This is a genomic window from Myxococcus sp. CA039A, assembly GCF_013336645.1.
Taxonomy (GTDB): Bacteria; Myxococcota; Myxococcia; order Myxococcales; family Myxococcaceae; genus Myxococcus; species Myxococcus llanfairpwllgwyngyllgogerychwyrndrobwllllantysiliogogogochensis.
In genome coordinates this window covers 1-26,157 of the sequence record NZ_JABUMQ010000038.1, presented here as the reverse complement: position 1 = coordinate 26,157, position 26,157 = coordinate 1, and the positions used below count along the sequence as shown (strand labels likewise).

General features: G+C 69.3%; 25 protein-coding genes. 13 read left to right on the top strand and 12 right to left on the bottom strand.

Features of this window, described 5'->3' with window-relative positions; all coding sequences use genetic code 11:
- Window positions 1–118: 118 nt before the first annotated feature.
- Window positions 119–802, top strand: a complete 684-nt coding sequence (locus HR086_RS08995; protein WP_174462702.1) for a macro domain-containing protein — start codon at window positions 119–121, stop codon at window positions 800–802.
- Between the two features lie 27 nt (window positions 803–829).
- On the opposite strand, the gene HR086_RS08990 is transcribed toward HR086_RS08995, so the two are convergent.
- From HR086_RS08990 to HR086_RS08980, 3 genes are all read right to left on the bottom strand, one after another.
- Entirely contained in the window at window positions 830–1,573 is a 744-nt protein-coding gene (locus HR086_RS08990) for a LytTR family DNA-binding domain-containing protein (RefSeq protein ID WP_141641462.1), read from the bottom strand.
- Window positions 1,539–2,657 (bottom strand): sensor histidine kinase, encoded by a 1,119-nt coding sequence (locus HR086_RS08985; RefSeq protein WP_141641461.1) that lies wholly within the window; start codon window positions 2,655–2,657, stop codon window positions 1,539–1,541. The genes HR086_RS08990 and HR086_RS08985 overlap by 35 nt, the downstream gene beginning before the upstream one ends.
- Before the next feature lie 87 nt (window positions 2,658–2,744).
- On the bottom strand, window positions 2,745–3,878 hold the full coding sequence (locus HR086_RS08980) for a histidinol-phosphate transaminase (RefSeq protein WP_174465365.1): 1,134 nt from the start codon (window positions 3,876–3,878) through the stop codon (window positions 2,745–2,747).
- Between the two features lie 203 nt (window positions 3,879–4,081).
- On the opposite strand from HR086_RS08980, the gene HR086_RS08975 reads away from it, so the two are divergent.
- The 3 genes from HR086_RS08975 to HR086_RS08965 all read left to right on the top strand — a co-directional run bounded on the left by HR086_RS08975 (window position 4,082) and on the right by HR086_RS08965 (window position 7,939).
- Complete coding sequence (locus HR086_RS08975) at window positions 4,082–4,996, top strand: FAM151A/B family protein (protein WP_174462699.1); 915 nt, start codon at window positions 4,082–4,084, stop codon at window positions 4,994–4,996.
- A gap of 190 nt (window positions 4,997–5,186) precedes the next feature.
- On the top strand, window positions 5,187–5,846 hold the full coding sequence (locus tag HR086_RS08970; protein ID WP_174463957.1) for a hypothetical protein: 660 nt from the start codon (window positions 5,187–5,189) through the stop codon (window positions 5,844–5,846).
- 74 nt (window positions 5,847–5,920) lie between these two features.
- Complete coding sequence (locus tag HR086_RS08965; protein WP_174465361.1) at window positions 5,921–7,939, top strand: hypothetical protein; 2,019 nt, start codon at window positions 5,921–5,923, stop codon at window positions 7,937–7,939.
- A gap of 19 nt (window positions 7,940–7,958) precedes the next feature.
- On the opposite strand, the gene HR086_RS08960 is transcribed toward HR086_RS08965, so the two are convergent.
- The gene (locus HR086_RS08960) at window positions 7,959–9,167 is read right to left on the bottom strand and encodes a HAMP domain-containing sensor histidine kinase (RefSeq protein WP_254626258.1); all 1,209 of its coding nucleotides are present in this window, start codon (window positions 9,165–9,167) and stop codon (window positions 7,959–7,961) included.
- A complete protein-coding gene (locus tag HR086_RS08955) occupies window positions 9,151–9,825 on the bottom strand; it encodes a response regulator transcription factor (protein ID WP_141641457.1) in 675 nt (224 codons plus the stop codon). Before HR086_RS08955 ends, HR086_RS08960 begins: the two co-directional genes overlap by 17 nt.
- 148 nt (window positions 9,826–9,973) lie before the next feature.
- Here HR086_RS08955 and HR086_RS08950 point away from each other — a divergent pair, with 148 nt between their 5' ends.
- Entirely contained in the window at window positions 9,974–10,774 is an 801-nt protein-coding gene (locus tag HR086_RS08950) for an alpha/beta hydrolase (RefSeq protein ID WP_174456359.1), read from the top strand.
- A gap of 25 nt (window positions 10,775–10,799) precedes the next feature.
- Here HR086_RS08950 and HR086_RS08945 read toward each other — a convergent pair whose 3' ends face one another.
- Both HR086_RS08945 and HR086_RS08940 read right to left on the bottom strand, forming a co-directional pair.
- Window positions 10,800–11,180: a type II toxin-antitoxin system PemK/MazF family toxin gene (locus HR086_RS08945; RefSeq protein WP_174456358.1), complete on the bottom strand. Its 381-nt coding sequence runs from the start codon at window positions 11,178–11,180 to the stop codon at window positions 10,800–10,802.
- 40 nt (window positions 11,181–11,220) lie between these two features.
- The gene (locus HR086_RS08940) at window positions 11,221–12,678 is read right to left on the bottom strand and encodes a hypothetical protein (protein WP_174465364.1); all 1,458 of its coding nucleotides are present in this window, start codon (window positions 12,676–12,678) and stop codon (window positions 11,221–11,223) included.
- Between the two features lie 315 nt (window positions 12,679–12,993).
- Here HR086_RS08940 and HR086_RS08935 point away from each other — a divergent pair, with 315 nt between their 5' ends.
- Together HR086_RS08935 and HR086_RS08930 are read left to right on the top strand one after the other, a co-directional pair.
- A complete protein-coding gene (locus tag HR086_RS08935; protein ID WP_174456356.1) occupies window positions 12,994–14,430 on the top strand; it encodes a tectonin domain-containing protein in 1,437 nt (478 codons plus the stop codon).
- 91 nt (window positions 14,431–14,521) lie between these two features.
- On the top strand, window positions 14,522–15,361 hold the full coding sequence (locus HR086_RS08930) for a hypothetical protein (protein ID WP_254614802.1): 840 nt from the start codon (window positions 14,522–14,524) through the stop codon (window positions 15,359–15,361).
- Here the strand turns inward: HR086_RS08930 and HR086_RS08925 are convergent.
- Both HR086_RS08925 and HR086_RS08920 read right to left on the bottom strand, forming a co-directional pair.
- The gene (locus HR086_RS08925) at window positions 15,244–15,972 is read right to left on the bottom strand and encodes a hypothetical protein (protein ID WP_174463954.1); all 729 of its coding nucleotides are present in this window, start codon (window positions 15,970–15,972) and stop codon (window positions 15,244–15,246) included. The two genes, HR086_RS08930 and HR086_RS08925, sit on opposite strands and share 118 nt — an antisense overlap.
- Before the next feature lie 266 nt (window positions 15,973–16,238).
- Window positions 16,239–17,342, bottom strand: a complete 1,104-nt coding sequence (locus HR086_RS08920; protein WP_174456354.1) for a hypothetical protein — start codon at window positions 17,340–17,342, stop codon at window positions 16,239–16,241.
- A 325-nt stretch (window positions 17,343–17,667) separates the two neighbouring features.
- Here HR086_RS08920 and HR086_RS08915 point away from each other — a divergent pair, with 325 nt between their 5' ends.
- Window positions 17,668–17,850, top strand: coding sequence for a hypothetical protein (locus tag HR086_RS08915; protein ID WP_174463953.1), 183 nt, complete (start codon window positions 17,668–17,670; stop codon window positions 17,848–17,850).
- 62 nt (window positions 17,851–17,912) lie between these two features.
- Here the strand turns inward: HR086_RS08915 and HR086_RS08910 are convergent, their stop codons facing one another.
- Window positions 17,913–18,482 carry a cysteine hydrolase family protein gene (locus tag HR086_RS08910; protein WP_141641449.1) on the bottom strand — a complete coding sequence of 190 codons (570 nt, stop codon included), beginning with the start codon at window positions 18,480–18,482 and terminating at the stop codon, window positions 17,913–17,915.
- Between the two features lie 111 nt (window positions 18,483–18,593).
- On the opposite strand from HR086_RS08910, the gene HR086_RS08905 reads away from it, so the two are divergent.
- Window positions 18,594–19,577, top strand: coding sequence for a GlxA family transcriptional regulator (locus HR086_RS08905; protein ID WP_174463952.1), 984 nt, complete (start codon window positions 18,594–18,596; stop codon window positions 19,575–19,577).
- 78 nt (window positions 19,578–19,655) lie between these two features.
- Complete coding sequence (locus tag HR086_RS08900) at window positions 19,656–20,006, top strand: nuclear transport factor 2 family protein (protein ID WP_174463951.1); 351 nt, start codon at window positions 19,656–19,658, stop codon at window positions 20,004–20,006.
- Window positions 20,007–20,073: 67 nt separating this feature from the next.
- On the opposite strand, the gene HR086_RS08895 is transcribed toward HR086_RS08900, so the two are convergent.
- The gene (locus HR086_RS08895) at window positions 20,074–21,102 is read right to left on the bottom strand and encodes a hypothetical protein (protein WP_174463950.1); all 1,029 of its coding nucleotides are present in this window, start codon (window positions 21,100–21,102) and stop codon (window positions 20,074–20,076) included.
- 263 nt (window positions 21,103–21,365) lie between these two features.
- Here HR086_RS08895 and HR086_RS08890 point away from each other — a divergent pair, with 263 nt between their 5' ends.
- Window positions 21,366–22,379, top strand: coding sequence for a M91 family zinc metallopeptidase (locus HR086_RS08890; RefSeq protein WP_174456349.1), 1,014 nt, complete (start codon window positions 21,366–21,368; stop codon window positions 22,377–22,379).
- A 57-nt stretch (window positions 22,380–22,436) separates the two neighbouring features.
- Here the strand turns inward: HR086_RS08890 and HR086_RS08885 are convergent, their stop codons facing one another.
- Window positions 22,437–24,323 carry a PAS domain S-box protein gene (locus tag HR086_RS08885; protein ID WP_254625230.1) on the bottom strand — a complete coding sequence of 629 codons (1,887 nt, stop codon included), beginning with the start codon at window positions 24,321–24,323 and terminating at the stop codon, window positions 22,437–22,439.
- Between the two features lie 302 nt (window positions 24,324–24,625).
- On the opposite strand from HR086_RS08885, the gene HR086_RS08880 reads away from it, so the two are divergent.
- Together HR086_RS08880 and HR086_RS08875 are read left to right on the top strand one after the other, a co-directional pair.
- Window positions 24,626–25,453: an AraC family transcriptional regulator gene (locus HR086_RS08880; protein WP_174465363.1), complete on the top strand. Its 828-nt coding sequence runs from the start codon at window positions 24,626–24,628 to the stop codon at window positions 25,451–25,453.
- Window positions 25,454–25,528: 75 nt separating this feature from the next.
- The coding region (locus HR086_RS08875; RefSeq protein ID WP_174465362.1) for a hypothetical protein at window positions 25,529–26,157 on the top strand (629 nt) is incomplete at its 3' end.

Here is a 26,157-nt window from a genome sequence, read left to right as displayed (position 1 = left end):
GCCGGATGTAGAGCGGGCCCAAGGTCCGCTCCACCGGAATCCCTTACAATTTTTTCGCGGGACCGGCCGGTGCTCTGGCGGGTCCCGCTTGTCTTGAGTGGACCTGGGAAGGTCGTGCATGCGCTTGTCGAACGTGGTGTTGAAGAGCCCTGACGTGGGCTCACGGCTGTCGTCTGTCGAAGTGGTGCAAGGCAGTCTGGTGAGCGGACGCGAGCGGGTGCTCGTCAATGCATCCAACACGAATGGCCAGCTCGGCTCGGGTGTCTCCGGCGCCATCCGCCGGGCGTGCGGCGAAGGCTTCCAGGAGCACATCCTCGCGGCGCTGAATGCGCGCTTCGGTGGACCCATGGCGCCGGGAGAGGTGCTGGTGACGGAGGCGGGCGCGCACCCCACGGCGAAGTGGGTGGCCCACGTCGCGGTGATGGACTATCGCGAGGGCATTCACGGGGGCTCGTTCCCGGACTCGCAGCGCATCCGCGCGGCCTGCGTGAAGCTGTGGGAGACGCTGGAGCAGTTGGACGAAGCAGACCTCTCCGTGGCCATGGTCGCCCTGGGGGCTGGCACCGGAGGGCTCTCGCTGCGTGAGTCGGTGGACCTGGCGTGCTCCACGCTGAGCGAGCACCTGAGCGCCAGAGAGGGTTCGCGGCTCGGGCGTCTGGTCTTCTACGGCTACAACCTGCCGGAGTACATCGCCACCGTGGATATCGTCTCGCGCTACTTCGCGCTGCCGGAGGGCTCCGTGTCGCGCGAGGTGCTGGACTTCGTGGAGCGCTGTCGCGAGCAGGAGCAGCGCGGCAGGTAGTCGCCGCGCGCTCACGGGCGCAGCCGGTCAGCCGAACCGCTCGCGCAGCGCCGACGCATGGCTCCGGCTGAGCGGCAGCGGCGCTTCCAGCCCGCGCAGGTAGACGTCACCCCCGCCGCTCAAGCCCCGGTCCACGCGCTCGACGTAGGTCAGGTTGACCAGCGCGGAGCGGTGGATGCGCGCGAAGGTCCGCTCCGGCAGGCGCAGCTCCCACTCCTTCAAGGGGCGCGGTGACAGCGTGCACTGGCCGTCCGCCGTGACGAGCTCCACGTAGTCGCCCGCGCCGCGAAGGCAGACGAGCTGCTCCACCCGCACGAAGCGCGACTTCGCGCCGTTCTCCAGGAACAGCACGTCCGCCTCGGTGAGCTTCTGGCGGGTGGGGCCCTGCGCGGGCGCCGGTTTACCCTGCTCCCGTTCCACCAGTCGCTCCACGGCCCGCGCCAGCCGGTCCGGATGCACGGGCTTGAGCAGGTAGTCCAGCGCGTTGACCTCGAACGCCCGCAGCGCGTGCGTGTCGTGGGCCGTGACGAAAATCACCTGGAATGGCCGCTCGGGCAGGCGGGCGAGCAGCTCGAAGCCACCCTCTCCGGGCATCTGCACGTCCAGGAAGAGCAGCTCCGGCCGCAGCTCCTCGATTCGCTCCAGCGCGGACTTCACGCTGTCCGCCTCGCCCACGACCTTCACATGGGGAGACGATGACAGCATCTCGCGCAGCTCGACTCGGGCGAGCCGCTCGTCATCCACGAGCAACGCGCGCAGGGGCAGCGTCATGCGATTCCTCCGCGAGTATCGGGGTCCATTCCATGGCGGGGAGCTCGACGACGATGTGGACCCATCCCTCCGTCTCCGACGTCTCCAGCTTCGCGCGGTCCGCGTAGAGGTGGGCCAGTCGCTCGCGCACGTTGCGCAGCCCGGTGCCCGTGCCCTGGGGGCCCAGCTCGCGCGCCGCGGGCGCCCACGTGCCGGTGTTGTCCACCTGGATGCGCAGCACGTCCCGCACCCGCGTCACCCGCACACGTACGCGCACTGGCAGCACGCCGGACGCGAGGCCGTGCTTCACCGCGTTGTCCACCAGCGGCTGGATGAGGAACGCCGGCACGGTGAGCTGCTCGGTGCCGGGCTCCACGGAGAGGCTCGCGTCCAGCTTCTCCTCGAAGCGCACCGACTCGATGCTCAGGTAGCTGCGCACCATGGACAGCTCCTCCTCCAGCGGGACATGCGGGTAGTCCCCCTTCTGGAGCGAGAAGCGCAGGAAGTCCGCCATCTCCGTCACCATGCGCCGCGCACGGGCGGGGTCCTCCCCGATGAGGGCGCGCACGGAGGTGAGCGCGTTGAACAGGAAGTGCGGGTGCATCTGGTGACGCAGGGACGCGAGCCGCGCCTCCTGCGCCAGGGTGTCCGCTCGCAGGGCGCGCTCGCGCTCCTCCTGCCAGGCTCGGGCGTGTTTGATTCCGAAGTAGAGCCCGCTCCAGCCCAGCAGCGTGACGCCGTATTCCAGCGAGAGCCGGGGAAGCGACATCTGGTGTCGATGCCAGTCGTACGTGGGATAGAGCCAGATGGCCCACAGCTCACCCAGCACCGTCCAGAGGACTCCGAACGCCGCGCTGGTGACCATGGCCCAGAGCGTCTGCCGCCGGAAGGTGCCCGGAAAGAGGCGCCGGTAGGCCAGCCTCATCACGCTGGTGAGCGCCAGTCCGTACAGCGCGCGGTGTGCCTTGGCCACCACCAGGTGCAGCGCGCCGCCATCCGCGTTGATGGCCGGATAGAAGGTGATGATGAGCAGGATGGCGTAGAGCCCCCAGCCCCCGAGCTGCAGGGTCCAGAACGCTGGAGCGGGGGCCAGGCGGTGTTTCATGCGCGGGAACCTATCAGAGTGAATCCAGCCCGACGACGCGCGAGCGCCTCGGGCTCTCGGGGGATGCGTGCGCCTGTCTGGCTGCTCTCAGGTCTTCAGCAAGGAGCGCAGGAGGGTGCCGAACGCGCGCATCTCCTCCACCGTGCCCAGCGTCAGGCGCAATGCGGAGTCGTCCATGGAGATGGGGACGTTCGGGTTCGTCATCAGGTGGAAGCCATGGGGGGCGAAGCGCACGGGCAGGTCCAGTTGCTGCCGGGTCAGGGGAATCCAGAGGAAGTTGCCGTGGCCCGCGACGTACTTCATCCCCAGTTCGTCCAGGACGCGGGTGGTGACCTCGCGAGACTCGGCGGTGAGCTTGCGCATGCGGGCGAGGAAGGGCTTGTCCTGAAGGCTCGCCGTCGCGGCCAGGATGGACGTGGAGTTGGGGAGGGACATCCGCAGCTCGGACAACCGCTGGATGACCTGGGGCTGGGCCAGGGCGTAGCCCACGCGCATGCCGGCCAGCCCATAAATCTTGGAGAAGGAGCGGGCGATGATGACGCTGCTTCCCGCGCGCACCTGGTCCACCATGGACTGGCCCGGCGCGGGCTCCAGGTAGTTCAGATACACCTCGTCCACCAGCACGGTGGCGCGGGGAGACACCGCCTCGCAGAAGGCGCGCAAGCGGGCCGGGTCGACGATGGTGCCCGTGGGGTTGTTGGGATTGCACACCGAGACGAGCTTCGTGCCCGCGCCCACGCGGGCCTCCATGGCCGCAAGGTCATGCGTCAGCGTGGCGTCGAGCGGAACGCGCTGCACCTTCCCTCCGACGCGCTCGGCGTAGTTGGCGAGGACGGGAAAGGTCAGGTCCGCGCACACGACGCCGCCCCCACCGGAGGCGTACTCCGCCGCGATGATCGTCAGCGCCTCGAAGGAGCCCGCGGTGAGCAGGACGTGCTCGGGTGTCAGGCCCTCCTGCTCGGCGATGAGGCGCTTGAGGACATTGACGCTGTCGGTCGTGGCGTAGCGGCTGCTGAGGTGGAGGGACTCGCGGATGGCTCGCTTCGCGCCTTCAGAAGGGCCGTAGCGGTTCTCGTTGGAGAAGAGGCGGACGGGGTCCTCGCTCGGCGCACGCCTGGGCGCGGGGGCGGCCCGTGCGGGTTCGGGCCGGAGCGCCAGTCCGGCGGTGGTCGCCGCGGCGCCGGCGAGGAGGGCCCTGCGGGTGGGAAGGAAGTGGGACACGTCGATTCTCCCGGCGCTGAATGGGGTGGACGTCTCAGCGCGAGGAGAAGGTTAGGGGCGTGGCGGGGCTCAATCGCGGGCGCATCTGTGAAGGCCCGCACGCAGCCGGCGAGCGGTGTCCTTCACCTGTGAGCGGCGGGGGCGGCGCATCCCAAGCACCTTTTCGTGCCATTCCCCGACAATTGAGAATCGGAGGATGCACCATGCCTTTTGAGCACGGCGGTCGGATTGGTCCCAGGGTCGTCCCGCTCCCCAAGCCGTCTCCTCCGCCCCCGGCGCCCGAAGTGAAGGCCGTCGCTCCGGCGACTGTCGCCAAGGGCCACTCCCAGGTGGACAGCTTCCAGGCCACCACCGCCAGCGCGAAGTCCGCCGAGTCCCCCGCTCCAGTGGACAACACCTGGTCTGGGACCCAGCCGCTCTCCGAGGCGCGCAACGCGCATCGCACCAACACGAAGGAGCAGTTCGAGGACGCGCTGAACAGCGGCGCGAACTGGTTCGAAGGTGACGTCCGGAAGGAGATCAACAAGGACTCTCCGGAGATGCGCCACGACAAGAACCACGAGGACGGGGACAACCTCACCCTCAACGAGTGGCTGACGATGGGGAAGGAGTCCGGGCGCGGACTCAAGCTCGACATCAAGGAGGCCGACCAGATGCCGGCCGTCCTCGACGAGCTGGAGAAGGTGGGCATCTCCGAGGACCGGTTGATGCTCAACCTGGGCTTCGAGGACATGCAGGAGTGGGGGCCGAAGATTCGTGAGCGCTTCCCCAATGCCATCCTGGCCATCAACCCGCCCACCGGGGGAGAGGTGAAGGGGACGGATGCACAGAAGATGGTCGACCTGGCGAAAGAGCTGGGCGGGCCCGCCACCTTCGTGGTGCGTCACGACAAGCTGACCGACGAGGCCATCAAGACCTTCCTGCCCGCTGGGAGCCCCGCCGCCGGCACCATCTCGGTGTGGGGCGATTCGAAGGACCCCGTGAAGGCCGCCGAGGACCTGAAGGCCCGAGGCGTCAACGGGATGATCGACATCGCTGGGCCCCATGGGAACAGCTGGGGCGACAGGGCCGACGCCGTGAAGAACTGGTTCAAGACCGGCTGGGACAAGTTTCTCTAGCAGCATTGCTGGGAACGCGTGAGCGGCAGCCGGTGTCAAAGCCGCCCGCGTTCCCGTGGCGTCGGGGATGTGCCGCGCGTGTGTCGCTTTGCGGCGCCGCCGCGCGACGTGCCACGCTCCGGACATGGCCTTCGAGTGCAAGGGATTCGGCGCGAGCCTGAGAGGATTCATTCCTCGGTGGGCTCTTGCCATGGGATTGGGGCTGAGTCTCCGCGTGCATGCCCAGGTGGAGACTCCCCGCGAGGAGCGGGCGCGGCTCGCGGAGCGCTTCGTGCTCGCCGCGCGAGAGGTGTTGGGCGTGCCTTATGTGTTGGGTGGGCGCCTGCGGGAAGGCGGCGCGGGGCTCGATTGCCAGGGCGTGTTGTTCTACGCCGCCGAGCGGGTGGGGCGCTGTGGCTGGAAGTCCTTCTCCGTGCTGCCCACGGTGTCGGTGCCCGCCGAGGAGCTAGGGGCCTCGGTGTCGGGCCTGTCCCCCGTGGCGTCCTCTTCGCTCGAGGTGTCCCGGCTCCTGCCCGGTGACGTGCTGTGGCTGGTGGGGTTCGACGCCAATCCCGCGGAGGGTGCCGTGGGCGAGCTGTCGGGCCGCCCTGTCTGGGTCTGGCATACCGGGCTCTACAGCGGGAACGGGAAGTGGATTGTCGGTGACCACTTCGCTGGCGAGGTGGTGGAGGTGGACCTGGTGACCTACTTGAAGGAACACGCGGACACCTACTCGGGTCTGGTGGTGACGCGGATGGAGCAGGGTCCTCGGCCTGGCCGCTGTCGTCAGCATGCGCCCATGCCGAAGCCTCGTGCGACGCGCACGGCACCTCCCGGGGCTTCACTCCCGCGCCGCGATGGCGGTACGTGAGTGGCTTTGGATGGACGGTGACATTTGCCATCGGGTAATCCGTGCGGCTGCGTTTCACTTCGGGGAGCGTGAGCGTGAACATCAAGGGACTGACAGGGCTGGCGGTCCGCATCGAATTCAAGAACGCGCCGAGGAAGGAAGCGGCCTGGCTGCGAAGCCGGCTGGAGGGGCAGACGCGCTCCGTTGCCCAGCGCCTCGAAGAGCTGCGTCAGCGTCCGCTGGTCGACCTGGGCTGGCTCTCCAGTCCCATCGAGCTCTGCTATGCCGTGGCCGACGCGGAGGCTCCGGCGGAGCGCGCGTTCCTGGAGGCGCTCCTCGACCTGGCCGTGAGGAAGGGGGGACGTGGCGAGTTGGCGGTGTTCGCGCTCGACGGTGACGTGCGGTGCTTCCTCTGGGAAGGCACGAAGCGCGCGCTGTCCGTGCGTCACTCCGACCCGCGTGTGAAGACCGACTTCGTCACCTTGCGGAAGCACCGCCGGGAAGCGGCGCTGCGGTACGTTCCTCCCCGGACCGACGCCCTGCGCTGCGCGTGTGGTGTGCCCGTCGCGCCAGAGGCCGTGGCCTGCGCGAGCTGCGAGCGTGACTTCACCGCGCCCATCGGCATCGAGTCGCGGCCCGAGGACCTGGAGCGCTTGCGGCCCATGCGCGACCGGCTGATGGAGCTGAGGATTCCGCTGCCCGAAGGGGACGTCTTCCTGGCGAACGTGTTCCGACCGCGCAACGCGTTCGAGGCGGTGACGCACGAGGAGCTGCTCCCCTTGGCGGGCGTCAAGCTGCTGAGCCGCCGCGAGATGAAGCGCCGTGTCGAGCTGCTGTCCGAACTCGAGGGCTGGCCGAAGCGCTACGCCCTCCCGGGGATGTCGGGCGAGTGGAGCTTCTCGCAGTGGTGCGTGGGCCTGGTGCGCCAGCTTCGCCCTTCGGCACGCAAGGTCCTGGAGCGACTGGCCAGGGAGCAGGGGGACCTGTTCGAGGAGGTCAAGGCCGTCGTCCGCGATGAGCCGGGCTGGATGGCGGCGGGAGAAGTCAGTGGAAGCTCGCTGCCCGCCTCCTACCAGCAGGAAACCATCGCCCATGCCCTGGACTTCATCCGGCGCTTCGGTGGCGACCGGGTGGAACTGCCCGACGAGTATCTGCCGGCCCTCCAGCACGTCGCTCCGGACCTGCTCACCGCGAAGGAGCTGAAGCGCGGCGAGCAGTACCTGGATGAGCGCGCGATTCGTTCGGGCGTCGGTTTCGGGGACTACTTGAAGCGTCGGGGCACGAAGGCGAAGTCGAACACCCATGCGCTCGCGGCGGCGCTCAAGCAGGCGGGAGACCCCAACGTCGAGGACCGTGTGCCAGATGCGTTCCAGAACCTGGCCCGTGGCGTGGTCGAGTGGCTGGTGGATGGCCGCCGACCCGAGGTGGAGGATGTGGATGGCGACTGGCTCGTTCGGGAGTTCGAGGCGCTGAAGCGCTCGAAGGCCCTGCCGAAGGTCATCCTCCAGCGCGCGGAGGAGGCTCGGCGCTTGCCCGCGCCCTTCGGCCTCACGGGAGCCCGGTGCTGGGACGTTCAGCCGGCGCGACTCTCCGACGAGGACCTCAAGGCCCGGGCGGCCTGTCCCGAGTGCAATCGGCGGGTGAAGCCGACGCGGGTGTTCCACATCCCCTCGCTCGACACCGACACGGAGGCGCGCACCCTCCGGCTCTATGAATGCGAGCCGTGTGACAGGGCCACGCTGTTCGCCCGCGCCGTGAAGCCGGCCCGCTCAACGAGGGCCCGTGCGCGTGTCTTCCTCGAGTTCAAGAACGCCCATGAGGTCAAACGGCCGCTGCCGGAGGGCTTCGTCAAATGGCGCCACGAGCGATTCGTGTCCCGTCAGGTGGGGGGCAAGCCGCTCGCGCTCCAGCTTCGAGGACTGCCGCTGGTGCTGGAGGCCCATGACGCCGACCTGGACCAAGACCTTGGCTGTGGCCATCCCTTCGTCCGGATTCGCATCCATGCGAGCCAACTGGACCTCCAGACCGGCTTCGGTGGCGGCACCGTCATCGGCGGGCTGTGCATGACGCCGGGCTGCAAGAAGCCGGACGTCCGGAATGTCCGCGACGACTGACGCCTGACGCGCGCGGCCGTCAGGTCTCGCGGGGCCATGTGAGTCGCACCTGCGTCCCGTGCGGCTCCAGGGGACTGATGGCCATGTCCCAGGTGAACCGGCGCGCCAGCCGCTCCACGAGCGACAGTCCGATGCCGAAGCCCGTGTGTTGGGGTTCGACCCGGCCGAAGCCCACACCCGTGTCGCGGATGCTCCAGCTATCGGGGGAGATGCGGATGACGATGCGTCCCTGGCTCGTGTAGGCGAGCGCGTTCTTGATGAGGTTGCCCAGCATCACCCGCGCCACGGACCCTGGCAGCGACACGAAGACCTCGCCCTCCGCTTCGATGACGAGCTCCACGTCGCCTCGCTGGCGGGGGCCGCCGTACAGCGCGGCCATCTCGCGGGAGATGCGCACCAACTCGCAGTCCTTGTCGGTGCGGCCCGCGCGGGCCAGCCAGAGGATGCCCTCGGTCAGCAGGCCCATGTGGTGGACCGCCTGACGCAGCCGCTCGAAGGTCTCCACGTCCGACGGTGGGTCCTGCTCCAGAATCTCCACCGCGCCCTGGGCCACGGCCAGCGGCGTGCGCAGCTCGTGGCTCGCATCGCGGTTGAAGGCCCGCTCGCGCTCCAGCAACTCCTGGATGCGGGTGTCTCGGTCGCGCAGGGCCGCCGCGAGCGCGCGCACCTCGGCGATGCCGCCGTCTTCTTCCGGGCGCGGGGTGGCATCCGCTTGCACCCGTGACACGAGCTGCTCCAGGGGACGGCTGAGTCGTCTCGCGACGATGCGGGAGAGCAGCGCGGCGCCCAGCAGGGCCAGCAGGGCGCTGGTCACCAGCAGGTTGGCTGTCCGTTGGAGATGGCGCGTGGTGCTCGTCAGCTGCGTCGTGTTGAAGACCACGTAGCGCGTGGGTCCCTGGGCCTCGTCCGGGCGCACCGCGACATGGAAGTGGCCATGGTCCCGGGTGAACACCTCGCGCTCGCTGAGTGGAGCGTCCTTGGGCACCGACTCCTGGATCCACGGTGGAAGGCTGGCGTGGCCGACATAGGTCGTCATGCCGGACGGGACGACGCTGGCTTCACCCGGGCGCCGGTCCGCCTCGGTGGCCACCAGCCGGCCGAAGATGGCGTCCTCCAGGTCGTAGCTGAAGACGGTGAAGAACGCTCCCATCAGCACGAGCGCGAGCACCGCGGACAGCGTCATGGCGCCCAGCAGGAGGCCTCGGACCGACCTAGTCTTGGGGCGCATCCAGGCTGTAGCCCTCATTGCGTCGGGTGGTGATGGAGGGGCTCATCCCCAGCTCCGCGAGCGCGCCTCGCAGGGCATAGACATGGGTGCGCAGGGCGCTGGATTCCGGGGCCTCGTCGCCCCAGAGCTGGTGGGCCAGCTTCTCCGTGGAGACAGGCTTGGGCGCGGCCTCCATGAGCAGCTTCAAGATGAGCGCCTCCGTCCTGTTGAGGCGCACGGTGCGCTCGCCCAGCCGCGTGTAGCCGGTGTCCGGCTCCAGGGTGAGCTGTCCCACCGTCAGCCGTCGTCCACTTGGAGGCACGGGGCGCCGCGCCAGGGCCTCCAGGCGCAGGCGCAGCTCGCGCAGGGAGAACGGCTTCACGAGGTAGTCATCCGCGCCCGCGCGAAAGCCCTCCTCCTTGTCTTCGAGCGTGTCCCGCGCGGTCAGCATCAGGATGGGGACCAGCCGGGGCGCGAGCTCCCGGTAGCGCTGACACAGCTCGATGCCGTTCAAACCCGGCAACATCAGGTCCAGGACGATGACGTCGTATTCATGGCCCAGCGCGAGCGTGAGTCCCTGCGGCCCCGTGGTGGCGAAGTCCAACTGGAAGTCCGCTCCCAGGAACCGGGCGATGTTCGCCTGGAGGTCGCGGTTGTCTTCGACGATGAGCACTCGCATGGGGATGCCCGGGAGGGCAGGGGACCTTGGAAGGAGAGGGCCCCAGGTTATCAGTCGCCGCGTCAACCGGAGGTCAACCCGGCGTTGACGCGTGGCTGACGTGGGCGTTGGCAAGGTGGCGGGGCCTCTCACTTCGAGGAATCCCGACATGACTCGCCTGCTCTCGCTGTGCCTGCTGCTGCTGTCCGCCTCCCTGGCCCACGCCGCCGAACCGGGGGCCCCGCTGGACGTGCGGGGCGCGGACGGAGAACGCATCCCCACCCAGGTGCTGGAGCCCGAGGGCGGCGCGGCGAACCCCCCGGTGGCCATCCTCCTGCACGGCCTCACCCGGAAGAAGGAGGACTGGCTGTCGGACGCGGCCCCCACGCATGGCGGTGTGTTGAAGGACGCGCTGCTGCGGGCCGGCTACCGCGTCTATCTCCTGGATGCGCGACGACACGGGGAGCGGGCCACCCCCGAGGCGAAGCCTGGGGCGCTCGCCAAGCAGGCTCACCGTGGCGAGCCCGGCCCGTATATCGCGATGATTGCCGACACCATCAAGGACGCCCACGCGCTGCTCACCGCCGTGCTGGCGAAGGGCAAGCCGCCCAGGGTGCTCGTCGCCGGGTACAGCATGGGCGCCCAGGTGGGGCTCGTGCTCGCGGCGCGTGAGCCTCGTGTCACCCACCTCGTCACGATGGTGCCGCCCCACATCGAGCCGACGATGGAGGAGATTGCTCCCTCGCGACACATGTCACGGATTCACCAGGACTGGCTGCTGCTGACGGCGAACCAGGATGACTTCGCCCCTGTCGCGGAAAGCCGTGCGCTGTTCGACGCGGCCCCGTCTCGTCGCAAGGTGCACAAGACCTTCGACAGTGGTCATGCGCTCCCGCGTGAGTACCTGGACGAAGTGAGCCGCTGGTTGCAAGCGGACCGCCGAGCGCCCGCTGGTGGCAAGCGCCCCTGAGCTCGGTTGTCGTCCGTGTGGCGAGTCATCGGCCGTTGAAGAACGCGGCCTGCTGGAATCGCAGGCCCGCGAGCACCTGCTCCACCCGCTGCGCGGAGAGCGTGCCGATGTACTCGCCCAGTCGCGTCTTCTCCACGGAGGAGACCTGCGACACGACCAGCACACTGTGCTTCGGCAGGTTGCCTTCACCCACGTCGAGCAGCACGTTGCCCGGCTCGTTCGCGCGCTTCAGGTTCGACGTCACCGCGCAGACGACCACGGTGTGGATGCGCGAGTGGTTGAAGACATCCTCCTGAATCACCAGGTGGGGATGCAGGATGGGGGGAATCGACCCTCGCGCTTCATCGGACTCCATCCAGTAGAGGTCGCCTCGGTGGAGGGTCCGTGGAGGCCGGGGCTCTTGCATGGCGGTCCTTGTAGCGCTCCGGGTAGGCCCTGTCCTCGCTTCAGTTCAGGCGCGCGAGCAGGGCCGCCAGTTCGCCCGTGAGCTTCGGGGACTTGAGCGCGCTCTTGAGGAGGCGGGTGAGGGGTTCGCGGTCGGCGGGTGTCGCCGCGCTCAGCCGGGGTGCCCAGTCCGTGCCCAGCTCCTCCGCGAGCTTGCGCTGGGGCCCGGGGTGCGCGAGCAACCAGGCGCGCAGCTCGGTGACGAGCGCTGAATCAGGGACTGCTGGCGTGAGCCGTGCCTCGACGCCCGGCAGGGTCCGCCCGTTCAGCACCGCGTCGAGGTGGTCCCATGCATCGAGCAGGTTCCACGCCCCATGCGTCCCCGCACCAACGCAGGCGCACAAGGTCAGTACGCGCTCCACGTTGCTCTCGGTCGGGTCCGACATCGCGAGCGCCGCGGCACGCGCGAGGAGCCGACCGCGTCCCTCGGCGGTCGTGAGGTCGATGGCGCGCTCCGTCCACCCTTCGAGCGAGAGTTGTCGCAGCAGGTCTCTGGAGCCAAGGCTTCCCGAGTGCAACGCGTCGAGCGCGGAGCGGAGCCCCTCGCCGCCGAGCGAGCGAGCACCGGCGCGTTCGAGGGCCCAGCCCATGAAATTTCTTCGCTCCGGTTCATCGAGTCGTGCCGCGAGCTGCCCCGGACCTGGGTAGTCCCAGGGCCAGGCCACGCCTCGCGCCATCAGGTCGAAGGGAATGCCAGGGCGTCCTTGACGGCGGTCCTGCCGCACGCCTTCGAGGACCCGCTGGAGCAGCGCGGTGTCGCGCGTGCCGCTCGCGACGCGGCGCCAGTCAACGTCGAGTTTCTCCCAGCGGAGCCCGCCTCTGGCGACGCGCGCCTCGGCCGCCGTGAGGGCCGCTGCCTGCTGTGCCTCGAAGGACTCCGCGCCTGAGGGAGGGGGCATGCGTTGTTCGAGCCCCTCGCGCGGCAGACTCCGCCACCGGGCCTCGATGTCCTGGAGCCTCGCTGCGAGCCAGGAGTGAACGTCGGGAGATGCGAGCGGCAGCGGTTCGGTGGGGCCCACGGGCTGGGTGCAGACGAGGTCTTGATGGTACTTGCCGACGCTCGGGCCACTCATCCCTCCGAAGCGGGCATCGAGCGCCCAGGCGGGCTCGAGGTCTCGCTCCGTCGTGAACAACATCCACTGCTCGGCACCGGGCACGCCGTTGAGCTCGGCCAGCTCCAGGTGGCGGTCGTGTTCGTCGAGCAGCCTCGGCTCGCTGAGCAGGCGCAGTCCTGGAGCTTCGCCACCGTCGTCGAGTTCGATGGGAGAGACCCACACAAGGCCCCGTGCTTCGAGCAGCTCGCGCAGGTCGCCCCGCAGCTCGAACCCGCGCCGCCAGAACGCGGCCTCGTAGCGCTCCAGTTGCTCTCGCGAGAGTGACTCCCCGCCGAAGAGCGCGCCAAGGCCCGCGTGTGTCTGGCGCGCGCTCCACGCATCCCACAGCTCGACGATACGCGACATGGTGCGCTCTCCAGATTCACCGTGGAGCGAAGTCCCGCTCGCCCCATCCCTGGACCATCGCCGACGATGACCCGTGAGGCCATGGGGGAGTGGGCGTGGAGAAGCAGATGTGGTCAACCCAGGGGCTGTCGAGACGGCCCACCGCGCTGACACGTCAACGGACACGTCAAGAAGCGCGAGGAGCGACTTTTGACACACCCGACCCCGTGCATCGGGTGGGCCTCGCCTCTCTGGAATGGATGGAGCCTGACTGGCCTGCTTGTTGCTCTCGGGCTGTTCGCAGTCACTTCGACCCCCCGAAAGCGACACGCCCCCATGAACCCCTCATTGAAGTTCGCGAACCTCGCGGCCCTGTGTCTGGGCTTGATGTCTGTCACCGCCAGCTCCCAGGCGGTCGCGCAGCCGCTCCCCGCCATCGCGCAGGTCCCGCCGAGCCCCCCTCCCGCGCTTCCCGCCGGCACCAAGGTGACCTGTACGCAGGGACCCGGAACGGGGGCCGCCGCCGCCACGTGTCCCGTGCTCAAGTACGACGGCTACACGTACTGGGCACTCAGCTACGGCGACAACCGCATCGGGATGACCATCGCGGCGTACGACGCCACGGGCGCGCTCGCGGCGAAGTGGGAGAAGCCGGGCGCGCGTTATGTGTATGGCATCACGGTGAACCCCACGAACAAGACGGTGACGTTCGCCGGGCAGACGGACGCGAAGATCACCATGACCTGGGACGAGCTGGTGCCACCTCCCGTGGTCGTCCTGGTTCCTCCCGCGCCGACGCCCGCGATTCCCTCCGGGATGAAGGTCACGTGTACGCAGGGGCCAGGCACCGGAGCGGCCGCCGCCACCTGTCCGGTCATCAAGTGGAAGGGCTACACCATCTGGGCCTTCAGCTACACGGACAACCGCGTCGGCATGGGCATCGTCGCGTACGACGCCGCGGGCAAGGTCGTCGCGCAGTGGGAGAAGCCGGGTGCGCGTTACGTGTACGGCATCACCGTGAGCACCACGGACAAGACGGTGACGTTCGCGGGTCAGTCGGATGCGAAAATCACCATGAAGTGGAGTGATTTGCTGGCGTCTCCGACGCCGCAGTGGGTGCTGCAGCCGGGTCCCCAGGGCGCGACGCTCAAGCAGATCTCCGTGGGGAGCGCGAACGCCGTCTGGGGCCTTGATACCGCGGGCTTCAACTGGAAGTGGACGGGCGCGACCTGGCAGAAGATGGGCGGCACGGTGACGAACATCTCCACGGCCTCGGATGGGACGCTGTGGGCCACCAATCCCCCGGACTCGCTGCGCGTGTTGAAGTGGGATGCGACGGGCAACAAGTGGACCTGGAACATGCCCACGGGCATGAAGCAGGTCACCGCCATCAACGCGACCACGGCCTGGGGGCTGGACAACGGGGGCTCGTTGTTCCGGTGGACCGGCTCCGCGTGGGAGAAGAAGGGCTGCTGCGTCAGCCAGCTCTCCGTGGGCGCGGATGGCGAGCTGTGGGCGACGAATCCCGCGGACTCCAACCGCGTGCTCCGCTGGGACGGCACGAAGTGGACCTGGAACATCCCCGCCGGAATGACGTTCGTGTCCGTGGGCAACGTGAAGAACATCTGGGCGCTGGACGGCTCGGACCAGGTCTACCAGTGGAGTGGGACGGCCTGGCAGAAGGTGCCCGGCGCGCTGCGCAACATCTCCGCCGCGGGCGATGGCTCCGTGTGGGGCCTCAACGCGCAGGGCCTCGTCTACAAGTGGCAGTAACGGACGGGTAGGCGCGGGGGCGAACTTCACGCTCGATGGAACGGCTGGATGGGCCGGGGGTGTCTCTTCGAGTCACTCCTGGAGGTCCTTCTTGCTGACCCTCGTGTTGCTGAGCCTGCTCGCCGTGCCTCCCGTGGCGGCGGTGGAGGTCGAGGTCTTCGTCCCGCTGTGTGACAACGCCTTGATTCAGTGTGGCCGTGCACCGGCGGGTGCACCTCGTGCCCTGGAGACGAACCTCTACTGGGGCGCGATGTATGGCGCGGAGCGGTTCCTCTCACGGGCCCCGGGATTCAAGGTGGTGAGCCGCGAGGCGGGGCCGGCGGAGTCCGCGGTGTTGCGCGTGCTCGTCCTGGAGCGGACCGCCGGCAGGGGAGAGCGGCCCGTGCGGCTGCGGCTCCATGCCTATGCGGGCGACCGGATTGACACCGCGCTGGAGGACTTCCTTCGTGCGGCGGCGGGCGCGAGCCGGGCCGACCTGCTGGTGTGGGCCGGACATGACCGGCTGATGGACCGCGCGCCGCCTCAGGTGGAGACGCCGCCAGGTGCCACGCCAAGGCCCGTCGTCGTCCTGGCCTGCATGAGTGAGCAGTTCTTCGGCCCGGTGCTGAAGACGCTGGGCGTAAGCCCCGTCGCGCTCACGCGAACGCTGATGGCGCCGGAGGCCTATCTCCTGGAGGCGCTGGCCACCACCGTGGCGCGGCATGGGCCCACGGAGCCCACGGCCATGCGCACCGCGCTCGTGGAGGCGTATGCCCGCTATCAACGCATCTCCCACCGCTCCGCCAGCTCGGTCTTCTCCAAGGTGGGTGAGGCTCACGAACGCCAGGCGGGCCGAACGCCCATGGCCCCGAGGAGCAGCGCCGTCAGCGCCGAGGGAACCCCGACGAACAGCGGCGCGGTGAGGGCATTGGGACCTCCGTTGAGGAAGTAGGGGAGGTCCAGCAGGAAGAGGACGACGCTCGCCGCCGCGAGCAGCATCAATGCGCGGAGGTCCTCGGGTTGGCTCTCCGCGTTGATGACCAGCTTGACGGCACGCCAGAAGGTCACGCCTCCGAGCAGCCCCTCCATCAGATTGGAGACGGGCGGGAACTCGTAGCGATTGGCGAGGAAATTCACCACGACGGGAAGGATGAGCCCCAGCAGCAGGGCGACGGTACCGCCGAGCGCGGTGAGTGTGGCCGCGATGGGGACCAGCCAGCGGGGGAGACGTGGAGGCCGGGCGTTCGCGAAGGCCAGGTCCTCTTCGGGTACCTCGCGTGCCTCTGGGACATCGAGTGAGCGCAGCGCCTCCACCGCGAGCTTCCGACACGACTGTCCACGGCGGTCGCGCACATGCGTCAGCGCCCTGGATTGAAGCAGGCCCAACAGGACCTCGCCCAGGGCGGGAGGCCCGCCCCGCTCAACGACTTCTCGCAGCCTCGCGCTCAGCGCCTCGACGTCGAGCGTGGCCTCACCTTGCTGAGCGAGCAACGCCTGCTCGGCGAGTCCGCGCAGGGTCGCCACCTGCATCGTCGCGAGGTCAGACGGTTCTGGCTCGTTCACAGCGCCATCCTACGCGAAGCCGTCAGTCCCCTGTCTTGCCCGGCCGTGCTCTCGTCCCGAGGTGCCTCTCTAGCGCCAATGCCGGTCAGTGAGGGCGGGGCGTTCCACCCACTTCTTGCGAGGGAACGACGTGGGGGACGATACGGTTCGCGGTGACTTCCGAAGGCACGGGGGCTTCCTGGCTCGGCTCCACCGCCCCATCCTTTACCCGGATGTCATTTACAACACAGAAACGAATCGGCGGTGGACCCGGTGCGCCGCCGCGCTCAGGGGCGCGCCTCGATTGGAGGGAGCGGGACGGCGCGCAGGTTCTTCTCCCCTCCACCAAGGGCCAGGGAGGCCCCATCGCGGGAGAACGCGAGGGCGCGGAACGCGCGGCTTCCGGCCTTGTACGCGCTCCAGCGCCCCTCCTTGCCGAGTTCGATGACGAGGCCGTTGTTGGTGACGATGACTCCCAGTCCATCCGCGCGGAAGCCGAGGGCGGCCCCTCGCGTGGACGGGCCCGTCGTCAGGCCGCGCGCGAGCATCGACAAGGAGTGGCGCGCGAGTTCCTCGCCGCTCGTTGCGTCGAGCACGAGCATGTCATGGCTCATCCCGCCACCAACGGTCACCAGGCGGTGCAACGCGGGGTCGAGCGCCAGGTCCGTGACGGTGCCGTCGATGACATTCCGAGACGGCGGGCGCTGCCACAGCAGCCGGGCGTCGGTGAGTCGGATCGCGCTGATGCGGGAGTAATGGGTGGTGGAGTAGAGGATGTCTCGGTCCGGGGACAGGACCGCCTTCACCTCCTCGTCGAACAACAAGGCGGGCAGCAGGGGTTCGCAGGTGAGCGTGGCCAGGGAGATCCTCACCAGGGACGGCTCCGGCGTCACGAGCGCGGGATGCGCGGCGGCGAGGGCCGGGTCCACCCTGCGCGTCTCGGACCTCACCGGGTTCCCGTCCGGGAACGCGAGCTTCCAGTTCGGGGACTGGGCGATGAAGTGCGCGTCGTCGACCCATACGAAGGGCCGCATGACGGGCAGCGTGTGGACGACCTGGAAGGAGTGCAGGTCGATCAACTGGCAGCAGGCATGCTGCCCGCCGATGCGCGCGCCTCCCGCGAGGAGCCAGCGTCCGTCCGGCGAGAGCGCCCCCGGGCCGATGAGGCCTGGGAGCTCGGCCTCAAGGTCGAAGCGGGGTCCGCTCCGTCGCCGCAGCCGCCCAAGCTCACGGGCGAGGTCGGGGGACTCGACGACCAGGAGCGAGCCTCGCGGCTCGAAGGCGAGGAACTCGACGAAGGGGAGCGTGTCCTTCGCGACGATGGTGGGCGCCGCGCGCGGTGACGCGGGCGCGGACCGGGGGAACACCTCCGTGCACTCAACCCTTTTCATGCGGGGACGCTATCACGAGCGCACCAGGCGCCCACCCCTGAGCGCCATGCCAGGAGGGCACGCTACGCCGCGAAGCGCGGCTCGCGAGGGTGAACGGGCAAGCTCTCGGCCACATCGCGCAGCGCGGCTCGCGAGGATGAACCGGTGCGCATCTCCGCCACATCGCGAAGCGCGGCTCGTGGAGACGTACCGGCAAGCCGCTCCGCCACGCCCGACACCGATGCGGCCTCCGCGCCAGGCGCAATGCCGATCAGTTAGGTGGCCCTTGCATGGGCCTACCAAGCTGGTGCGTGTTGAGATGGAGTGAGCCGCGGATGAGGCCGGCGTGGAGCCGACGCGCATCAGCTTCGTCAATGCGCTGTCGCTCATCCGCAACGCATGGCTGGTCTGGTCGACTCCGCCGCTGGCTCCCGGACGGATTCCGGAGCACCTGCTCGACCTGCGCAGGCACTGGGACTGCTGCTACTCCCGGAACGAAGAAGCGAGAGGCGCTACCCACGAGTTGTAAAGATGAGCAACTACGACAAGAAGTGGGTGAAACGCCCCCGCCCTCACTGACCGGCATTGGCGCTAGCGTCCGGACTGGGCGAGGAACTCGGCCGTCGGTACGAGCTTGCCGTAGCCCATGCCGAGCGCCGCGAGGAACGCGGCGTGGACCTGCGGCGCGGAGACGTGCTGGCCGTTGAACTCCAGGCTCCGGGCCGCGCAGGCATCGTGGAGGATGGTGACCGCGTAGCCCTGGTCCGCCGCCGCGCGCGCCGTGGCGTCCACGCACATGAGCGTCATCATCCCGGTGACGACCAGGTGCTTCACGCCCAGGGCCCGGAGGCGCTCCTGGAGGTCCGTCTCCCGGAAGCTGTTGGGGAAGTGCTTGAGCACCACCGCTTCGCCGGGCCGGGGCTCGACGCGGGAATGAATCTCCGCCCCCGGAGTCCCCGGCAGGAAGAACGTGGCCCCGGGCTGCGGCGACTCGTGGCGGATGTGGATGACCGGCAGGCCCCGCTCACGGAAGAAGTCGAGCGCCGCCCGTGCCTTGCCGGCCGCCGCGTCGGCGCCGTCCAGCTCGAACCGACCTCCGGGGAAGTAGTCATTCTGGATGTCGATGAGCAGCAGGGCGGCGTTTTCCAGGGGCGTGTCCATGGGTGTTCTCCTCCAGCGGGTTCTCGTCTGTTGTCCGGCTGAATATCCAGACGCCGCTCCCGGCAGGAGTGCTCGGATTGACAAAGTCCGGGCGGAAACCGACAAGCGCTCATGGCTGCCAGGTCCTCGTCACTCCACATCGCGGTGTTGGCCCTGGAGGGCTGCGTGGCCTCCAGCGTGACAGGCCCGCTGGATGTGTTCGCCATGGCCAACCTCCTGAGCCGCGAGCAGGGCCGGAGCGAGCCCTTCACGGCCGAGCTGGTGTCCGCTCGCGCCGGCCCCGTCCGGAGCTTCCATGGCCTGGAGCTGGCCTCCGCGCGGGTGCCGGCCCCCACCGACTGCTTCGACGTCGTCTTCGTCCCCGCCGTCATCGGCAACCTGGAGGGCAGCGTGGCCGAGCGCTCCACGGCGGACTGGCTTCTGGGGCAGCACGCGAAGGGCGCGCAGCTGGCGGCGGTATGCGCCGGTGCCTTCCTGCTCGCGAAGACGGGCCTCCTGGATGGGCGGGAGGCCACCACCCACTGGGGACTCGCCCAGGACTTCGAGGCGCGCTATCCGCGCGTGGCGCTCAAGCCGGAGCTGCTCCTGGTGGACCACGGCGACGTGCTCACCGCGGGTGGCGTGACGGCGTATCTGGACCTCTGCCTGCATCTGGTGGCGAAGCACGCCTCACCGGAGCTGGCGGCGCTGTGCGCGAAGATGCTCCTGGTGGAGCCCGGCCGTCGGTTCCAGGCGCCCTATGCGGTGCATGCCGCGCCTCGGGGCCACGGGGACGATGCCGTGCTGCGCGCCCAGGAGTGGCTGGAGGCCCACCTCTCCGGCCCGGTGAGCCTGTCGGGCGCCGCCGTGGCCGCGAGCCTGGGAGAGCGCACGCTGTTGCGCCGCTTCCGCAAGGCCACGGGTGACACGCCGCTGGATTACGTCCAGCGCCTGCGCGTCGAGGCCGCCCGGCGCCTCCTGGAGACGACTCCTCGCACCGTGGAGGACATCTCCCAGGCCGTGGGCTACGCGGACACCACGTCGTTCCGCCGCCGCTTCAAGGCTCGCACGGGGCTGACGCCCGACGCCTACAGGCGGCGCTTCGCCTTGCGTTGACCGGAAAGCAGTTCGCTCAATCCTGACACACCGGTGTCAGCGCCCTGGGAGAGGGTGGAGGCTCTTTCGGAGGTCGACATGGGAAGTCCAGCGGAAGTGGTGAAGGCGTACTTCGACGCCTGGAGCGAGAAGGACGAGGCGAAGTTGCGCGGCACGCTCGCGCCCGACGTGAGCTTCGTCGGTGCGCTGGGGACGGCGGATGGGGCCGACGCGTGCGTGAAGGGGCTGGTCAACGGAATGTGGAAGGTGTCGCCCCAGGTGACGGTGCTGCACCGCTTCGTGGACGGTGCCGAGGTGATGACCTGGTTCGAGATTCATCCCTCCGACGGAGCTCCGATTCCGGTCGCGAACTGGAGCCACGTCGAGAACGGGCGCATCTCCCGCATTCGCGTCACCTTCGACCCGCGTTCGCTCCTGGCGAAGCGCTGACCGACGGCGACCTTCGGCTGTCCTGGAGCTGAGGCGGCCCCAGGACAGCCGCTGATGAGGCGCGCCGCTATTCGATGGAGGCGACCTTGTCGTCCTTGTCGAACGTGACCTTCACCTTGGAGATCTTGCTCTTCCAGTAGGTCCAGACGGTGGAGTCGAACGAGGGCGTCTCGTGCGGAGGAGGAGGGCCCCACGCCATGCGCACGGCGGTGCGGGACATGCCGGTCACCACCTCCGACGCGGAGACCTTCTTGCGGTCCTCCGCCGACAGCGTCGCGAGCTTGGGGGCCTGGTCCTCGGGGGCGAACGCGGCCTGGAACAGCGCCCAGGTGTCCGCACCAGAGCGCGAGTCATTCTCGAACACGAACTCCTTGCCCGTCTCCACGATCTTGAAGCTCACCTTCGAGTCGCTCTTGTCCAGCACCTCCACCCGGGTGTTGAACGGGAGGATGGGGCCCTTGAGGTAGTTCACCCAGGACAGGGTGTCGCCCTCGAAGTGGAAGTTCGCCGTCGCGTGGTGGAAGACCTTCTCCGTGGGGACGGGGGCGGGGGCGGGCGCCGGCTCATCGCCGAACGAAACCACCTTGCCCGCGCTGTCGAAGACCACGTCGAACGTGGAGAACTTCGAGCTCCAGTAGGTCCACTTGGTGCTCTCGAGCGACAGCGTCCGGTGCGGCGGCGGCGGCCCCACGGTCAGCAGCACCGCGTCCCGGGACATGCCCTTGGCCAGCTCACCCGCCTTGACCTGCTTCTGCTCTTCCGGCGTGAGCGCGGCGATTCGCGCCGCGGGGTCCGTCGCCGCGAAGAAGCCGGGGAACAGCGCGACGGCGCTCTTGCCCAGGCTCTTGTGGGAGACGAACTTGAACTCGGCCCCCGAGTCGAGCACCTTGCAGCGCACCTCGTCGTCGCTCCGCTTGAGGACCTCGACCTTGGTCCCGACGGGAATCGACAGCCCCTTGCCGCGATAGTTCACCGCGGAGAGCTGGTTCTTGTTGAGCAGGAGGTTGGCCTGGGAGAACAACACCTCGGCCTGGGCACTCACGGTCGTCAGCAGTCCCAGTGCGAGCAGGGTGCTGAGCACGTTCTTTCGATTCATACGATGGATGAGCCTTGGGTGGATGAAGGGCGTGCTTCTAGGCGCCCACCCCGGGGTTTGCCAGTCTGGAGGGCGCCGCGCCTGATGACGGCGGTCATCAGCCCCTTGTTCACGGTCATCAGCCAAGGCGCTCCGAAGAGCCCCACGCCTGGTGGAACCTCTTGAAATCAGGGCGCTCCACGGCCGCTGTTCGCCACGGGGAGGCTGGCACACCGGATGCTCTAGGGAGCCTCGTCACCGACTCCCTCCAGAGGCGATCCCCCATGAAGCTCCGCTCCAAGCCGTCTTCCCTTCGGTCCCCGTCCTCCTCCCCCAGCTCGCGTTCCCGGAGCACCAGCGCTCCCCCGAAGCTGGAGACGAGCTCGCCGAAGTCGCCGGAGAAGAGCCCGCCGAAGAAGACCGAGTCGGCCCCGAAGCCCGACGCTCCCCGCCCGACCCCCGCCGAGCTCCAGAACGGCAAGAACAACCTCAAGCCGACGGACTACGGCGTGGCGCACCCGGACCTCCAGGGCATCCGGACCCGCCGCGACAGCGGCCAGTCGGGCGCGGACTTCGCCGACTTCACCTCGGATGTCCGCGACTCCACGCACCGGCTGACGAGCAAGCCCGAGGGCGGCCGGTTGATGACGGAGCTCAATGACCGGACCTCCCACGTGAATCCGGGGGCCATCGGCACGCAGCGCAACCCGCTGACGGTGGCGGACATCTACTCGGGCCGCGACGCCGCGATGCCCATGTCGCACGCGCCCCGGCACAACGGCGGCCTCGACTCGCTCCGCCCCGCGTACCGCTACGAGGGCCAGCCCGGAGCGGGCACCGCCAGCCGCATCAACTACAACGAGAACGCCCCGGGGCAGCGCTTCAACAGCCTGGGCCACGAGTCGGTCCACGCCTGGCGCGCGGCCAATGGCGTGCAGGTGAGCCCGCTGGCGGCCAGCAAGCACCACGACGCGGACGTCTTCAAGCGCTTCCCCGAACACTCCGCCAACATGAAGGACACCGTCGAGACGCGCCTGCGTCTGCGCGAGGAGTTCGAGACGGTGGGCCTGCGTCCCACGCCGCACACGCCCGCGGGCTGGGCCCCCACCGAGAACAAGATTCGCCAGGAGCACGGGCTGCCGTCCCGCCAGGACTACTCGGGCATGCTGCCGGACCGGAACCAGAACGACGTCAACCTCGGCAACTATGACGCGGGCTCGGACACCCGGAACCCGTTCCAGAAGATGCTGGGCACGCCGTCGCCCATCGGGAAGATTCTCGGCGACCTCGAGAAGTGAGCTCCCGGGCGCGGCCCTTCATTCAGAGGGGCCGCGGCTCGCCGTCGAGAGAGGACTTCAGCGAGGCGCCGAGCTGCGCGCGTGGCGGGGCAGGGTCACGATGAACGTGGTGCCTTTGTCTGTCGAGGACCGCACGTCGATGCGGCCCCCGTGCGCGTCGACAATCGACTTCACGATGAACAGGCCGAGTCCCACGCTGCGGCCCGCCTTGTCCACGCCGTCGGTGCCCCGCTGGAAGGGCTGGAAGAGGGCGGGGAGCTGGTCCTCCGGAATGGGCGCCCCCATGTTGTGCACGCTGAACGTCACCTGCTCGCCGTCGCCCTGACAGGCGACGTGGATGGGCGTCTCCGGCTCGCCGTACTTCAGGGCATTCGTCACCAGGTTCTGGAGCACCTGGGAGAGCCGGTCCCCATCCCACGAGCCCTGCCCGTTTCCGCGCAGCTCCACGCGGACCCGGGCGGAGGGGTTGGCCGCTTCCACCTCCTCCACCATGGCGCGTATCAAGGCGTGGAGGTCCGTGGGGCCACACTCAATCCGGATGCCGCCGCCCATCCGGGCCTGGGTGAAGTCCAGCAGCTCGTTCACCATCCGCACCGCGCGCGCGGCGGAGGACTGGATGCGGGCCGCCAGCTTGCGGACACCCGGGTCCAGCCCGTCCTGCTGGTTCAGCCGGGCGGCCCCCATCAGGATGGCGCCCAGGGGATTGCGCAGGTCATGGCTCACGATGCCGATGAGCTGCTGTTCGAACTCCGCTTGCCGCCGCTGCTGCTCGACCGAGTGCTCTCGCTCCTTCGCCAGCCTCCGCTCGGCGGTGATGTCCTGGAGCAGCGCCACATAACCGCCCGGGTCCTGCCCCGGCTCCCGGTGCGCGATGAAGGTCACCTTCACGTCGCGCGTGCCGCCCAGGCGATAGGGGACGTCGTGCTGCTCGAACGAGAAGCTCTCGCCCGCGAGGCCTCGCTTCACGTACGGGCCGAGCACGGCGTACGCCGCCTCCCCGATGACCTCCCGGATGGACCTTCCCCGGAGGCTGTCCTGCTCAATCCCGAACCACTCCTCATAGGCCTTGTTGACCCGGCCGTAGGTCTCGTCCGGTGCGACATACGAGACGAGGACGGGGATGGCGTCGAGCAGCACGCGCAGCTCGGCCTCGCTGGCGCGAATCTTCGCGTCCAGGGCTTCACTGTGTCGCCTCACGCGCGTCTGCTCGGTGACGTCGCGGAAGACGAGCACGGCGCCGGTCAGGTCGCTCGCGCCCACGCGGATGGGGGCGGCGCTGTCCTCGATGGGGACTTCGGAGCCGTCCTTGCGCGACAGCAGCGTGGCCCCGATGAGTCCCTGGGGCGTGCCGAGCGTGAGCACGCGGCCCACGGGGTCCTCCACCGGGGCCCGCGTGCCCGCGTCGATGAGGCGGAAGACCTCCGACACGGGACGCTGGCGCGCGTCCGAGTCATGCCAGCCGGTGACCCGCTCGGCCACGGGGTTGAGGAAGGTGATGCGCCCGGCCCGGTCCGTGGTGATGACGGCGTCGCCGATGCTGGAGAGCGTCGTCGCCAGGTACGCCTCGCGCTCGCGCAGCTGCTGCCCCTGGGCCCGGATGCGCAGGAGGCTGCCCACGCGCGCGAGCAGCTCCGCGTCGTCATAGGGCTTGGCGACGTAGTCGCTGGCCCCGGCGCGCAGTCCCTCCGTGAAGTCCGCGTGGGCTCCGCGCGCGGAGAGAATCAGGATGGGCAGCGAGACGTCATCGTAGTGCTCGCGCACATAGCGGCACGCATCCAGGCCCGAAACGCCCGGCAACTGCCAGTCCAGCAGGAGCACGTCGGGAGGCGGACCCTGGGTGAGCCGCTCGAGCATCGTCTCCGCGTCGCGGAAGGTCTCGACCGCGTGGTGCTTCGACAGGAGCGCGCGAGCCCGCTCCATCTGCATGGCGCTGTCATCGACCATCCACACGCGGGCCGGGTCCACCGCGCGAGGAGGTGCAGGGTCGATTCCAGGGCCAGGGATGCGCGAGTTCACGAGTGGGGCGGGGGAGGGATTGGAGCGGCGAACGGTGAGGCGAGGATTGCGTTGCGTAGCACGGAAGCGAAGGTGCCGTGCGAACACGACGTTCCGCGTTGAACTCATTCGCGGCCCGTGTGAGGTCCCGCTCGGCTGGCGCTGCGATGTTCATGAATCTGGACATACGCTGGCGTCGCCCTGGAAGCCGACCCGAGCTGGAGCGCCACGTGACAGGACCTGCGAGACGGATGGAACCCCTGGCCTCGGTGGCCTGGGAGGGCGTGGGCGTGGCCCTCTACCAGCATCAACAAGTGTGCACGGCGGAGCACCATCATCCGGAGTCGCAGCTGCTCATGCCGCTGGTCCGCCAGTCCCTCCAGGGACGGTGGCGGCCCGCCGGGCGTCCGGTGGACCTTCGCGTGACCTGCGAGGAGGTGGGCGTCGTCAGCCCCAAGCAGCCCCATGCCTTCGCGTGGGCGGAAGGCGCCCAGGTGGTGTCCTTCTTCCTGCACCCGGAGCGGCTCGCCGTGCTCAGCGGGGAGTCCGGCGCGGGGCGCGGACTGCGGTCCATTCCGTCCGCGTGTCAGAGAGACCCGGTGCTGCGGGAGCTGCTGCGCGCCAGCGGCGAGGCGCTGCGTGACGGCCTGCCACCCGCGCGGTTGGAGATGGAGGCGCTGGCCACGGTGGTGGGGCTGCGGCTGTTGCGGCTGGATGGGCAGCGGCGGCGCGCGAGCCTCCAGGCGGTGGGCCTCGCGACCTGGCAGCTTCGTCGCGTCACCGACTTCGTGGAGGCGAACCTGGACGGCCCGCTGGGACTGGAGGCGCTTGCGGGAGTGGTGGGGCTGAGCCCGTCGCACTTCGCTCGGAGCTTCAAGCGGGCGACGGGGAGCACGCCGCACCGCTTCGTCCTGACGCGGAGACTGGAGCGGGCCCGGGAGCTGCTCGTCACCAGCGCGCTGCCACTGGGGGACGTGGCGCAGGCGACCGGCTTCTGCAGCCAGAGTCACTTCACGGCGCTGTTCCGTGCCCGTCATGGCGCCACGCCCGCGCGCTTCCGCCGTGCGCGGCGGGCGTGAAGCAGCGCACGATTGTGACAAGCGGCGCCGGAAGCCGGTAGACGCCGCCGTCCGTCGTGGATGAGGGTGCGCGCCATGCAGCCCTCTTCTTCGCCGTCACGTCTGGTCGTGGACCCCTTGCTCGCCCGACGCCTGGAGCTGGCCCAGGCCGCGCAGAATCGCGGGGCCACGCCGCCCTCCGGTGTCCTTCAAGTCGCGGGGGGCCTGGCCCTCTTCAACGGCCCCGACTCGCCCCTCACGCAGGCGCTCGCGCTGGGCTTGGAAGGGCCCGTCAGCGCCGAGGACCTGGACCGGGTGGAGTCCCATCTGGGCCAGGGCGGCGGCGTGCTCCAGATAGACCTGCTGCCCTTCGCCCATCACACGCTGGCCCAGGGGCTGGCACAGCGGGGCTACCAGGTGGGCGAGTTCCAGCAGGTGCTCGTGCGCGAGTTGCCGGGAAGTCCCACTCCGCCGACAGTCGCGGAGGTTCGTCCCCTTCGCCCTGGCGAGGCGGAGGTCTTCTCGCGCACGGTGGCCCAGGGCTTTCTCGGACGCGAGGAGGTGTCGGACGCGGAGGCCTCGCTCATGTTGGGCACGGCGTCGATGTCGGGCACCACCTGCTTCCTCGCGCTGGTGGACGGAGAGCCCGCGGGCGGCGGCACCGTGGCCCTGCATGACGGCGTGGCGACGCTGTCCGGGACGGGGGTGCGGGAGCGCTTCCGGGG